Raw genomic sequence first — 14,537 nt, 5'->3', positions numbered from 1 at the left:
TAAAACAATGGAATACAACTTCAGAGAAATCGAGAAGAAATGGCACCAGAAATGGGTCGAGAACAAGACCTACAAGGTGACAGAGGATGAAAACAAGAAGAAATTCTATGTGCTCAACATGTTCCCTTATCCATCAGGAGCTGGTTTGCACGTAGGTCACCCACTTGGTTATATCGCTAGCGATATCTATGCACGCTACAAGCGTTTGAACGGATTTAACGTACTGAACCCTATGGGTTACGATGCTTACGGATTGCCTGCTGAGCAGTATGCTATCCAGACAGGTCAGCACCCAGAGGTTACTACCGTAGCTAACATCAACCGTTATCGTGAGCAGCTCGACAAAATCGGCTTCTCTTTCGACTGGGACCGCGAGGTTCGTACTTGCGACCCTAAGTATTACCATTGGACTCAGTGGGCTTTCCAGAAGATGTTCAACTCATTCTTCTGCAACAGCTGCCAGAAGGCTCAGCCTATCGAGAAGCTCATCAAGCGCTTCGAGGAGAAGGGTTCTGCTGACTTGAACGTGGCTCAGAACGAGCAGATTGACTTCACAGCCGAGGAGTGGAACAGCTACGACGACGTGAAGAAGCAGCAGATTCTGATGAACTACCGCATCGCTTACCTCGGTGAAACGATGGTTAACTGGTGCCCAGGCTTGGGTACTGTACTTGCCAACGACGAGGTGGTAAACGGCGTAAGTGAGCGTGGCGGTTATCCTGTCATCCAGAAGAAGATGCAGCAGTGGTGCTTGAGAACATCTGCTTACTCTCAGCGTCTGCTCGACGGTTTGGAGACCATCCAGTGGAGCGATAGTATCAAGGAAACCCAGAAGAACTGGATTGGCCGTTCTGAGGGTACAGAGGTAGTATTCTCTGTAAAGGACAGCGACGTGAAGTTTACCATCTTCACCACCCGTGCCGATACTATGTTTGGTGTAACCTTCATGGTTCTGGCTCCAGAGAGCGAATATGTTCAGCAGGTAACTACTGCCGAGCAGAAGGAAGAAGTAGAGAAATATCTCGACTATGTGAAGAAGCGTACTGAACTTGACCGTATGGCTAACCACAGCGTAACCGGTGTATTCTCAGGAAGTTATGCCATCAACCCATTCACTGGCGAGGCAATCCCAGTATGGATTTCTGAATATGTATTGGCAGGATATGGTACAGGTGCCATCATGGCTGTGCCAGCTCACGATAGCCGTGACTACGCCTTTGCCAAGCACTTCAACCTGCCTATCATTCCTCTTATCGAGGGTGCTGATGTTTCAGAGGAGAGCTTCGACGCCAAGGAAGGTATCGTAACCAACTCACCTGTAGCAGGCAAGAGCAGCATGGATGGCTTCTCTCTGAACGGACTCACCGTGAAGGAGGCTATCGCAGCTACCAAGAAATTTGTTACCGAGAAGGGCATCGGCCGAGTAAAGGTAAACTATCGTCTCCGCGACGCCATCTTTTCCCGTCAGCGCTACTGGGGTGAGCCATTCCCTGTATATTACAAGGATGGAATGCCACAGATGGTTCCAGAGGAGTGCCTGCCACTCGAATTGCCAGAGATTGAGACCTATAAGCCAACAGAGACTGGCGAGCCACCATTGGGCAGAGCCAAGAAGTGGGCTTGGGATGCCGAGAAGAAAGAGGTGGTTGACAAGAGCCTCGTAGATAACAAGACCGTATTCCCACTGGAGCTCAACACCATGCCAGGTTTCGCAGGTTCTTCTGCTTACTATCTGCGCTACATGGATCCTCACAACGATGAGGCACTCGTAGGCAAGAAGGCTGATGAGTACTGGCAGAATGTAGACCTCTACGTAGGCGGTTGCGAGCATGCTACCGGTCACTTGATTTACTCCCGTTTCTGGAACAAGTTCCTGTTCGACCTCGGCGTAAGCTGCAAGGAAGAGCCATTCCAGAAGCTGGTGAACCAGGGTATGATCCAGGGTCGCTCTAACTTCGTTTACCGCATCAACAGCGATGACCACGACAAGGCTCCTGTATTCGTAAGCTTGAATCTGAAGAAGGATTACGACGTAACTCCTATCCATGTAGATGTAAACATCGTAAGCAACGATGTTTTGGATATCGAGGCATTCAAGGCTTGGCGCCCTGAGTATCAGAACGCTGAGTTCATCCTGGAGGATGGTAAGTACATCTGCGGATGGGCTATCGAGAAGATGTCTAAGAGTATGTTCAACGTGGTAAATCCAGATATGATTGTCGAGAAGTATGGTGCTGATACCCTGCGTCTCTACGAAATGTTCCTGGGTCCTGTAGAGGCAAGCAAGCCTTGGGATACCAACGGTATCGACGGTTGCCACCGCTTCCTGAAGAAGTTCTGGGGCTTGTTCTACGAGAACCGTACAGACAACTTCTTGCCATGCGACGAGGCAGCAAAGCCAGAGAGTCTGAAGAGCGTTCACAAACTCATCAAGAAGGTTAGTGAGGATATCGAGAAGTTCTCTTACAACACTTCTATCTCAGCCTTCATGATTGCCGTGAACGAACTCGGTCAGCAGAAGTGCCGCAACGAGGAACTTCTGACAGATCTCGTCATCCTCATCGCGCCATTCGCTCCACACATCGCAGAAGAGTTGTGGGCAGCACTTGGCGAGCAGGGCAGCGTTTGCGATGCTGCATGGCCTAAGTATGATGAGCAGTATCTGAAGGAGAACGATATGCAGCTCACTATTTCCTTCAATGGTAAAGCTCGTTTCCAGATGACTTTCCCTGTGGATACTCCTAACGAGGAAATCCAGAAGCAGGTATTGGAAGACGAGAAGAGCCAGAAGTACTTGGAAGGATTCAACGTGTTGAAGGTGATCATCGTACCAAAGAAGATCGTCAACGTGGTGTTGAAAAAGTAATTTATTGATAATATACAGAAGGTCGTCTCATCTAAAAATGGGCGACCTTCTGTGCTTTAAAAATACGAGGAAAATATTATGCAAATAGCAATCAGTCAAACAATTAAGAATGAGTGCAAGGATTATTTCTACATCACCCTTGGACTCTTGCTTTACACATTTGGATGGACCATTTTTCTGCTTCCATACCAGATAGTAACGGGTGGCGTAACGGGTATCGCAGCCGTGATTTACTACGGCACGGGGATACCTATCTATTTGTCTTATTTTCTCATTAATGCCGCCTTGCTGCTTGCAGCGCTGAAGATTCTGGGATTCAAGTTCATGGTGAAGACCGTCTATGCCATCATCATGCTCTCCGTGTTCCTGGCACTGGCGCAAGACTGGATGATAGGTGAAGATGGCAAGATGGTGCAGATATTGGGAGAGGGACAGGACTTCATGTCGCTCATCATCGGCTGTCTGTTTACGGGTTTATCACTCGCCATCGTCTTTCTGCATAATGGAAGTACAGGTGGAACGGATATCATTGCTGCCATCGTCAACAAATATCACAACATCTCGCTGGGCCGTGTGCTCATCTTCGTGGATCTCCTCATCGTGGGCAGTTCATTCTTTGTCTTCAATGCAAAACCAGAGTTTACCACGATAGATGCCGTTAGAAAGGTAGTATTCGGTCTCTGTACGATGGTGATAGAAAACCTGGTACTCGACTATGTGATGAATGCCAAGCGAGAAAGTGTGCAGTTTATGATATTCAGCAAAAAATATCAGGAGATAGCCAATGCCATCGGTATGCAGATGGATCATGGCGTAACCATTCTCGATGGCCACGGCTGGTACACGGGCAACGAGATGAAGGTGCTCTGTATCCTAGCAAAGAAGAACGAGAGCGTCACCATCTTCCGTATCGTCAAGATCATCGACCCAAATGCCTTTGTAAGTCAGAGTTCCGTAATCGGTGTGTATGGCGAGGGATTTGATGAGATGAAGGTGAAAATCAAAGATAAAGACATTAAAACAATTAAAAGTTAAAAGTTTATAGCGGCTTCGCCGTATAGCAAGAAGCACTATTGCAAGAATGCCCTATAAAATATTAACTATAAATTATAAACTTATGAAAAGGATAGTTTTTGCAACAAATAACCAGCATAAGCTCCAGGAGATTCGCGACATCCTGGGCAGCGACTACGAAGTAGTATCGCTGAAGGAGATAGGATGCGATGTGGATATTCCTGAAACAGGCAACACATTGGAAGAGAATGCCTTGCAGAAGGCGCAGTATGTTTATGACCATTACCACGTAAGTTGCTTTGCCGATGATACCGGTCTGGAGGTAGAGGCACTTGATGGTGCCCCTGGCGTTCACAGTGCCCGCTATGCCGAGGGAACCGACCACGACAGTGAGGCTAACATGGCTAAGCTGTTGAGAGAACTGGACGGCAAGGAAAACCGTCAGGTCCGTTTCCGCACCGTCATCTGCTACATCGAAAAGCAGGATGTATGTCCTTGCGGCTGCACCAGCATCAAGAAAATCCACCAGTTCGAGGGTATCGTAAACGGCCATATCGCCACCGAGAAGCATGGTACCGAAGGCTTCGGCTATGACCCAATCTTCGTTCCGGAAGGCTATGACAAGAGCTTTGCTGAGCTAGGTGAGGAAATCAAGAACGGCATCAGCCACAGAGCAAGAGCCGTGGCTAAATTGGTAGAGTATTTGAAAAAGAAATAAGATTCATTCTTGTTCAATACAGAATAGAATAACATTATAACAAAGAAAAGGCATCATGATCAGGACACTCAATTCCCTGCGATTCATTCTTATCCTAATGATTGTGATTTCGCATTCCACCCTACCCATATCCCAAGATTTAATCAATTACTTGGGCGAGTTTCCTGTTGCCATTTTCTTTGTTATCAGTGGTTTTGTACTCTCTTTAAGCAAAGGAGAAAAACTACAGAAAGAAGAATTGGGAAACTGCCAGTTTTTCCTTTCCCGTATCATCAAACTCTATCCTCTGCATATTCTGATTCTCGCCATTCTCATATTAATGGATTGGCGATTAGGGCGTATATTACCATGGTATCAGATTCTATCCCATTCGCTGTTGATACAAACCTGGTATCCGGCACATGACTTTATGGCTCATCTCAATGCAGCTACATGGTTTATTTCTGATCTTATCTTCTTCTATCTTATATTTAAGTATTTATACGCTTGGATTATGCGACATTCCTGGTTATACTTATTAGTAACAATAAGTATATATATGGCAGTTTATATCAGTATCTCGCTCTGTGCACAAGCAGATTATTCAGCCGGCTACATTTATGCCCACCCATTATTCAGAATGATAGATTTCATGATAGGTATCCTTTTATATAAAGTATGCAGATCAGAAAAAGGTAAAAAAATAGCAGATAAGATAACAAACCCAACTTCTTTCTGGCAAGTAAACCTATCGGATATGGGAGTGGTATTGCTGTTTATCGCAATGTATTTTCTATCAATCCATTGCAATCCGAACATTCGCTGTGCCATTATTTATTGGATACCATCAGCCATAACCGTGTTCTATTTTACAGCAAGAGATCAAGGTAAAGGTTGTTTTATTAGGATATTCCATAATAAACTCTTGCTATGGCTAGGCAGCATCAGTTTTGAAATATTTCTCTGTCATAATCTCTGCTTTCGCATCATACAGAGTATATTTCTTAAACGATATGGAGAAGGAAATCCACATCAAGAATTCCAATTCATCCTATCCCTCGCTTTTATTATCCTCACAGCATGGATAGCAAAGAAAGCCATCGTTTTACCCATCCAGCATCAACTTCAAAAATATCTATAAGTATCTGTTTATAAAAACAATAAATAGTTATATTTGCAGTTAATATAGTATTAGGCTTTAAAATAACAGACAATGAAGACAATAACATTATTAATTACAATACTATTCATGGTACTTCCCTTATCGGCCACAGATAAGGAAAGTTGGGAAATATACACCAGTTATAATGATATAACAGAAATCGAGCCAGCAGGAAACCTAGTGTTTGCCTTAGCGTCTAACGGACTTTTCTCTTATCATATAAAAAATGGTTCAGTTACGACATACGATAAAGCAAACACTCTTTCCGACTTTGATATTAATCATATAGCTTGGAATAAGACTACCAAAAAATTGGTAATTACATATACCAATGGCAATATTGACCTGTTGGATGCCAATGGAAATGTAGTTAATGTGCCTGATTTGTATCTGAAAAGTATGACAGATAATAAACAGATAAACCATATATATATAAGTGGAGCAAATGTTTATTTATCTCTCTCTTTTGGAATTATTAAACTAGATACAAAAGAAGGAAAAATACTCGATGCATACAAGTTGGGCTTTAATGTTAACTATAGTTATATAGAAGACAACTGCCTTTATGCAGCTTCGAAAGAAGCTGGCTTATACAGAGGAGTTTTAAAGAATAACTTGATAGATAAGAATAATTGGGAAAAAGCCGGTAATTTCAAAGAACAAACAATGAATTCTACTAACGTCTATGATACAACTAATAAGTATTGGTGGACGGTAAAAGAAGGTAAATTGACTTACTATACCCTGAATACAGATAAGGAAAAAATATATCAAACAGAAGGTATTATTCCTGATGGGCCTGCATCTAACAAATTCTACCGTTTATATATTAATAAAAATAAATTATATGCAGTAGCAGGTGCTTGGTCACAAGAAAAAGACTGTAATAACATGGGAGAAGTACATGTCTGGAATGGAGAAAAATGGGAAGAATTTGAGCAACCTTCAGATGCTTCATTAGGCCATCTGTACAGAGACCTGCTCTGTCTTGACTTTGACCCATCAAAAGAAGGACATATCATGGTAGGTTCAAAGGCAGGATTATATGAATTTCAAGATGGAAAATTCATAAAGTGTTACAATAAAGACAATACAAGCGTTATTACATCACCTTTGGGTAATAATTATACTATTATTTCATCTGTAAAATATGATGCAAGAGGAAAATTATGGCTTTTAAATAGCTTAGGAGATAATTCTATTCTATCGTTTGACCAAACTACACAAGAATGGAAACACTATCCTCATTCGGAAATAGGTTCTAATGACAGATATAATCTAACAGGATTAATTATCGGCAAGAATAATGGGAATATATGGTTCGCAAACAATTATTATGAAAAGAATAGACTATATAAATATAACTATAATACAGATGAATTAACAATGTATGGACCTACATTTACCAATGAGGATGGAAGAGACATTACTCCAATTTACGTACATTGTTTGGCAGAAGACAGAAATGGTAATATTTGGATAGGAACAACATCTGGTCCTCTTTATCTTTCAATGTCAGACATCCAAAATGGTAACAATATATTTACACAACATAAAGTACCTCGTAATGATAATACTAATTATGCAGACTATCTATTAGATAATAGTAATATACGTTGTATAGCAGTAGACGGAGCAAACCAGAAATGGTTCGGTACCGATAATGGAGTATATTTGGTTAGTGATGATTGCAATACACAAATTTATCATTTTGATACAGATAATTCTCCATTAATATCGAATATAGTATATAGTATTGCTGTCAATAACAATACAGGAAAGGTATATTTTGCTACAGATAAAGGACTGTGCTCTTTCAATAATGGAATTGTCGGTTCTAACTCTGAAATGACCAAAGATAATGTCTATGCATATCCAAACCCGGTGAAACCAGATTATACTGGCAAAATAAACATCGTTGGATTATCTTTCAATGCTAATATTAAAATTGTATCAACAAATGGAACTTTAATAAACGAAGGCAGAAGTGCAGGAGGCAGTTATTCCTGGGATGGTTGTGACCTAAACGGCAAGAAAGTAGCCAGCGGTATCTACATGGTAGAAACTGCGACAGAGAGTTGTAAAAAGGGAATTGTTTGTAAAATAGCTATTATTAGATAAAAGACTATCAATGACAGAAAATAATATATTATCACGTCAAAATACTTTATGGATGCAAGGTGTATCAGCATTATTAATTATGCTGATGCACTTTGTTATGCAGTTAGAGGACTATCCTCGCTTTTTTAATATTTTTGATAGCGTTGCTGTTGCTGTTTTCCTATTTATTTCAGGATTTGGAATTAATGAAAGCCATAAAATAAATGGCATCAATAACTTTTGGAAAAAGAGATTTCTTCGTGTAATCATCCCATGCTGGACTATCTTTTTATTTCAACTACCATTCGTTGAACATTTTAATTCAGTACAACTTCTAAAGAATTTGACTTTTTACGCTTCAGATCTCTGGTTCGTCGATTATATCATACGATGGTATCTTGTATATTGGATAAGCAGAAGATTTTTTACGAAAAATACGAAATACATTCTTTTTGTCTTTGGAATATATAATGTATTCCAGCAACAACTATATAGTGAACAAGCTTTCTCCTTTTTCTGTGGATACCTAGCATCAGAATATGTTGGGAAGCTGAACAAACTAAACAAAAAGCATGTATTGAAGTATACTTTCCTAAGCGTAATATACGGAATTATATTCCTGTTAATCAAAGAAATACCAACTATTCAGCAAATAAAGGGATCGATACTGTTTAATGTTATACTGCTTAACATTAAACTGCCGTTGGCTATGCCTATCATAGCCGCACCTTTCCTTTTTCCACTATTAAAAAAGATTGGTATATTCAATAAATTAGGTAAAATCAGTTACGAATTATATATAGTTCACTACAACTTTATGCCAGCCATCACTGGTATTATATCCATATTCATCTATTCTGCATATTCAATTATCATAAGTGTTATTTTCAGAAGAATCAATCAGTTTCTAAGTAAAAAAAGCTATTTCATTTATAGCTTAACAGGCATTCTCTATATAGGGATATGCTATACGCTCATGTGCAAATATAGTATGAGAGTTACAGAACACTATGGATATATCTGTATTGGATACGCTTTAGTTTTGGCTTTAGGTATACTCTTCTTTGCAACAAAAGAAGAAGAGAAAAAAACAAACAAATATTTACCCTATCTATTTGCTGCAACAACAACTGTTCTTGTAATAGGACTATTGATAGTACAATACCATTTTGACCCTTTGACCAACAAAGTTGATCGATGGTCTGCCTTAGCTTATCCTATCCAAAATCTTTTCAATGGACAATTTCCGTATTCTGCCAAAACACATCTAGGCGGAAATGCATCACCATTTCCTATATGGCTGGTATTCCATATACCATTCTATCTATTACAGAACGTAGGATTATCAGAAATATTCACTTGCATGATATTTATCTACAGTATTAAGTTATTATCAGGTTACAAAGCAGCCATCAAGGCCACACTTTTATTGTTCCTTTCTATTAACCTTTGGTATGAAGTAGCTGTAAGAAGCGATCTCATATCAAACTTCTTTCTGCTAGCAGCTTTTATCAATATACTGCAAGTCTATCAAATTAATTTCAAACAGCACCCATGGATTCTGTCTGTGTGTGTAGGTTTATGGTTATCTACCAGACTGAGCGTAGCATTTCCTCTGTTCATTCTATTTTTTCCATACTATATAAAATTAAAAGTAAAGAAGCAGATTCTTATCCCACTTCTTATTGTGGGAGTATTTGCAATGACATTTCTACCATTAATATTATGGGATGCCAAGGAGTTATTTGGAGCTGAAAATAATCCTTTTTCCTTACAGTTTAGACAAGGTAGCCCTATTGCAACAATATTCCTTGTTACAATAGCTCTTACCATGTCACTAACCTGGAAAGGTAGTTACCAATTTCAGGTTCTATATTCTGTTATAATACTACTGCTCATCCCAATAATCTCCTATGGATATTCTATGTATATTTATGGGAATTGGACAGATATATTTAATTCAAACTACGACATAACCTATATAGATGCAGCCATTCCATTTGCAATAACAATTCTATCTCTTCCTAAACTTAAAGGCTGACGTAATAGCCTAGTTTATAGAGTTTAAATATGAAAAGAGAAGGCATATTGCTACAAAGATTCATAAGCTCCCAACCTTTACAGAGAGCATGAAACTTTCGGAAAGCGCCCAGAAGATGAAACTTTCTCAAGATATTTCTTGCATGCAATAATGGAGAGTAATCATTCAACTCTCCTTCAAATGCATGCAAAGTACGTAATGCTTCTTCTATTTTTCGAAGATAAACCAGATTTTCCTCAAACTCAGTATAGGCAACGGGATTATCAATATGGGTTACTTTTATCTTCTTTTCACTTAATGCCTTTCCCAGCAAAACATCCTCATAACCATACCCCTTAACCTGTTCATTATAAGGAACTTGTTCCAATACAGACTTATGATAAAAGAAATTGGTTGTACGAAAGGATTTATAAGGTTCAGACTTTCTCACTATATATGAATGTTTAGATTCTTCATGCTTTTCGTATCTAAAACGCAAATTCTCACGATATAATTGAACAGTAAGAGAACCACCATCCACACAAACTCCTCCACAGGCAACTTCTCCAACCCGAACATCACAACTAAGATAACGTATCAAAAAATCATTATTCACTAATATCAACCTAGCATCTATCATTAAATGCCACTCATACTTTGCCTGTCTAACTAATGAATTTCGCATCGCAGCACGACAACCATGATGTTCTGAACATATATAACGACAATTTGGCAAAAGAGTCAATGAATAATTATTTTCAATAGTTTTTTTGTTAGTACTACCATCATCAAAAACAATAATTTCATAACACAAACCAGAAACAGCTTGTGCTTGTTTATGAAGAGATTTTACCAGCGAAGTGGCTTCATCATTATAAACAGGAATAAGTATAGACAGCTCTTGTATAATCATACTATTTAAACGAAAATAATCCTGTTTTATTGCTAATAGCAAGGAGTATATGATAAGAATTATTAAATATAACAAGTATTTTTGGTAGATAAATTGAAATATCGTATTTTTGTGAATAAATAAATCTCATTATTATTTTATAAAATGGAAATAGTATATGTTATAGAAGATTTTTCAATAAAAGGTGGAGCAGAACGAATTATTGCTGAAAAGGCTAATTATTTAGCCTCAAGATTTCAGCATCATGTTACTATTGTTTCCATATATCATGATGAGCGTCCTATAAGCTACCATCTAGAAGAAAGCGTGGATTTCATCTCTCTTGAAATTCCGTTCACTCCCAAAAATAGTTCTATTCTATTAAAAACTCTTTTTAGAATAATAACAATAGGAAAAATTATCTTAAAATTTCAAACTATTATCAATCGTATCCAACCTAAACTCATATTCTATACTATGAGTTTGGGAGCTATCTTATTACCCTTAATCAAAACAAAAGCAAAAAAAGTATACGAGTCGCATTCTGCTCGTTCATTTACTCCTTATCATAAATTATTTTTTCTTATGGAAAAAGCGGCCGATCAAGTAGTTTGCTTAACTAAAGGTGACGCTAAAGAATATAAACATACAAAAAAAATAAGTATTATACCCAATTTTATCAACACACCCCATAAACTAGTGGAAAACTATGACACCAAAAGAGTAATAGCTGTTGGTAGACTAGAATATGCTAAAGGATTTGATGTTCTTATAGAATGCTGGAAAAAAGTTGCAAAAAAATATCCAAACTGGCAACTCCATATCTATGGAGAAGGTAGTTGCTATGAACAATTACAACAACAAATCAATTTTCTCAATCTAAAAGAACAAATTATACTTTGTGGCAGAACCGATAATATATGGGATATCTATCCTAATTATAGTATTCAAGTTATACCATCAAGATATGAAGGTCAACCCATAACTCTTATCGAAGGGCAAGCCTGCGGAATACCAACTGTAGCATTTGACTTTAAATATGGTGCAAAAGATATTATAACCAATGGATATAATGGTTTTTTAATACCACAAGGGGATAAAAATAAGTTTTCTGAAGCAATCATACAAATGATAAGTTCAGAAAACCTGAGACAAAAATTTGGAATCCATGCTATAAAAGTAGGAAAACAATACTATCGTGAACAGATATTTCCTAAATGGGTAAAACTTATAGAGAGAACAATTATAGAGAGTGTAAACTAAACTGTGTCAAGCTACAATAAAAGTAGTTTAACACAGTTTTTATATTATGGACAACTTAGAAATTGATTACAAGAAAGCAGCTCAGCAGTTGCGTAGTGGTGAAGCCTTATTTGGCAAGGACGGAGCATTAGCTCCATTGTTAGAGCGTATTCTCAACTCAGCTCTCGAAGGTGAGATGGACGCTCATTTAAGTGACGAGGAACGCTCTTCCGGCAATCGTCGTAATGGTAAGATGAGTAAGAAGGTTCAAACAAAATATGGTGAGGTCACTATAGAGACTCCTCGTGACCGAGACGGAACTTTCCAACCTGAGACCGTAAAGAAGCGTGAGACTATTCTTGCCAATGGCATGGCAGACCAGATTATTGAGATGTACGCCATGGGCACCAGCACACGTGACATCAGCAGCTACTTTGAGCGTGAGTTCAACACAACTCTATCAGCCGATACTATCAGCTCTATAACAGACCGTGTATTACCCGAAATCACCGCCTGGAAGTCTCGCATGCTCGATCCTGTATATGCCATTTGCTGGCTTGATGCTATCCATTATAAGGTAAAGGATGAGAATGGCAGAGCTGTCACACGAGCCATTTACAACATTCTTGGCATCAACAAGGAAGGCCAAAAAGAACTGTTAGGTATGTATGTGTCTAAGAGTGAAGGAGCTAACTTCTGGCTAGAAGTTCTTACGGATCTTCAGAACCGTGGTGTTCGAGACATCTTGATTTGTTGTATTGATGGTCTCAAAGGCTTCCCGGATGCCATCCAAAGCGTATTTCCTGAGAGTTCTGTGCAGCTCTGTATTGTCCATCAGATACGCAATTCTATCAAGTATGTTGGCAGTAAGCATCAAAAGGAGTTTATCAAGGATTTAAGAACAGTATATGGTGCAGTAAACAAAGACTCCGCTGCTGCTAATTTAGACCTGTTAGAGTCTAAGTGGGGAGAGATGTACCCAATTGTCATCAAGTCATGGCGTGACAATTGGGAACGTCTGACAGAATATTTCCAATATACTCCAGCCATCCGTAAACTCATTTATACGACCAATACGGTTGAGGGGTATCACAGACAGGTAAGAAAGGTCACAAAGACTAAAGGGGTCTTTCCTACGGATAATTCTTTGGAGAAGCTTGTGTACTTAGCTTATCGCAACATCCGTAAGAAATGGACTATGTCACTGGCAAATTGGGGACAAATTTCTCAACAATTGGCAATAAAATTTGGAGATAGATTTAAAATTATGTAACTTTGCAGCCGAAAAGGCTTCCCTGCTGGGGGCATGCCCCCAGCAGGGAGTGGGAATGAAAGTTAAGAACAAGCCTTGACACAGTTTAAATTACACCCCCCAATTATATAACACTTATGTTTCTACATGAGTGAAATAAATAATTGTTCATACTCTTTTGCCACCTTCCGATAACCATGGTATTTCATAACGAATACTATGCTTTGACGCGAGAGATATGATAAATGTCCAGAAGTAAAGAAAGCCTGCTCGATGATTGCCACATTCTGAGATTCTGAATACTCAGGACTCACATTGATAATAGGACGTAATTCTGTTTCGCCAATGAACTCATAATATTCTTCCTCTCCTCCACCGATAACCACAGTACCACGTGCCATGGCTGCCAACGAATTCATGGATGAAGTATAACTGTAAAACTGATCTACCAGAACATCTGCATCATCCAGCATCCGGCAATATTCATCATAGTCTACCCCTTCTACATATTTGAGTTCTATCTTACCAGGATTTTTCTTTGCCAGAATTTCCACAAAATGAGCTATCTTTAAAGCACCTTTCAGATACTCGCGCTTAGGTTGTAAACCTACAAGCACTTTGATAACCTCACCATTCCCTTTCTGCCTGTTTTCATCTATAGCAGGAATTATCATCGGGAGAGGAATATAGTAAAGCTTCTTATGGAAATAAGGAACATCGTAGCAGAGATAATATTCATAAAGACAGGCTATCAAAGCATCAGAATGATAAGATACAGTATGCCAGCACTTATCAAACTGAGGCATGAAATGAAAAGCCATACGCTCTTTATTCTCCTCGATATTCTGTAATTTACCATTCCAAAAAGTATCAGAATAAGCTGGAATACCCTTGGCCTGTTGTCTGAACAGATGTGGGTCATCGGCAAAACAGCCTTTAATGATTCGCTTATTGGTAAACTTGAGAAACCAGAATATCAGCATGTTCCACCACCCCATCAAAGGCACAAATTGATAGTTATGCACCTGAACAATATCATTTCCACATATCTTATGAAGATTGCAGACAATTTTCCACAACACCATAAGCCCGCTCCATCTTCCATAACGCTCCATATTACGGCGCAAGTCGATGTCACGAGGAGAGTTGTGCCAATCATTGCCGTCGGACATCAGCGTTACCTGATGTCCAAGTTCTACTAATCCCTTTTTGAGAGTATTATGTAGCAAACTAGACTCACCTACCAACAGAATCTTCATAACTTTATATGATACTTATTTATAATATACTTG

10 protein-coding genes are annotated in these 14,537 nt (G+C 39.0%); 8 read left to right on the top strand and 2 right to left on the bottom strand.

The features are described 5' to 3' along the window. Window positions 1–7 precede the first annotated feature (7 nt). The 6 genes from leuS to RCO84_RS13595 all read left to right on the top strand — a co-directional run bounded on the left by leuS (window position 8) and on the right by RCO84_RS13595 (window position 9,880). A complete protein-coding gene (gene leuS / locus RCO84_RS13620) occupies window positions 8–2,866 on the top strand; it encodes a leucine--tRNA ligase (protein ID WP_317585397.1) in 2,859 nt (952 codons plus the stop codon). Between the two features lie 78 nt (window positions 2,867–2,944). Then, window positions 2,945–3,901, top strand: coding sequence for a YitT family protein (locus RCO84_RS13615; protein ID WP_144154707.1), 957 nt, complete (start codon window positions 2,945–2,947; stop codon window positions 3,899–3,901). 82 nt (window positions 3,902–3,983) lie between these two features. After that, entirely contained in the window at window positions 3,984–4,598 is a 615-nt protein-coding gene (locus RCO84_RS13610; RefSeq protein ID WP_317585396.1) for a non-canonical purine NTP diphosphatase, read from the top strand. A gap of 55 nt (window positions 4,599–4,653) precedes the next feature. Continuing rightward, entirely contained in the window at window positions 4,654–5,718 is a 1,065-nt protein-coding gene (locus RCO84_RS13605; protein WP_317585395.1) for an acyltransferase family protein, read from the top strand. A gap of 72 nt (window positions 5,719–5,790) precedes the next feature. After that, window positions 5,791–7,860, top strand: coding sequence for a type IX secretion system anionic LPS delivery protein PorZ (gene porZ, locus RCO84_RS13600; RefSeq protein WP_317585394.1), 2,070 nt, complete (start codon window positions 5,791–5,793; stop codon window positions 7,858–7,860). Window positions 7,861–7,870: 10 nt separating this feature from the next. Continuing rightward, window positions 7,871–9,880: an acyltransferase family protein gene (locus RCO84_RS13595; RefSeq protein WP_317585393.1), complete on the top strand. Its 2,010-nt coding sequence runs from the start codon at window positions 7,871–7,873 to the stop codon at window positions 9,878–9,880. Here the strand turns inward: RCO84_RS13595 and RCO84_RS13590 are convergent. Then, the gene (locus RCO84_RS13590) at window positions 9,870–10,772 is read right to left on the bottom strand and encodes a glycosyltransferase family 2 protein (protein WP_317585392.1); all 903 of its coding nucleotides are present in this window, start codon (window positions 10,770–10,772) and stop codon (window positions 9,870–9,872) included. The two genes, RCO84_RS13595 and RCO84_RS13590, sit on opposite strands and share 11 nt — an antisense overlap. 144 nt (window positions 10,773–10,916) lie before the next feature. Here RCO84_RS13590 and RCO84_RS13585 point away from each other — a divergent pair, with 144 nt between their 5' ends. Beyond that, a complete protein-coding gene (locus RCO84_RS13585) occupies window positions 10,917–12,014 on the top strand; it encodes a glycosyltransferase family 4 protein (RefSeq protein WP_317585391.1) in 1,098 nt (365 codons plus the stop codon). A 46-nt stretch (window positions 12,015–12,060) separates the two neighbouring features. After that, the gene (locus tag RCO84_RS13580; RefSeq protein WP_287854567.1) at window positions 12,061–13,266 is read left to right on the top strand and encodes an IS256 family transposase; all 1,206 of its coding nucleotides are present in this window, start codon (window positions 12,061–12,063) and stop codon (window positions 13,264–13,266) included. A gap of 122 nt (window positions 13,267–13,388) precedes the next feature. Here RCO84_RS13580 and RCO84_RS13575 read toward each other — a convergent pair whose 3' ends face one another. Next, window positions 13,389–14,504 carry a hypothetical protein gene (locus tag RCO84_RS13575; RefSeq protein ID WP_317585390.1) on the bottom strand — a complete coding sequence of 372 codons (1,116 nt, stop codon included), beginning with the start codon at window positions 14,502–14,504 and terminating at the stop codon, window positions 13,389–13,391. Window positions 14,505–14,537: the final 33 nt, after the last annotated feature.

The organism is Segatella copri, assembly GCF_949820605.1.
Classification (GTDB): Bacteria; Bacteroidota; Bacteroidia; order Bacteroidales; family Bacteroidaceae; genus Prevotella.
This window is presented reverse-complemented; position numbering and strand designations above follow the sequence as displayed.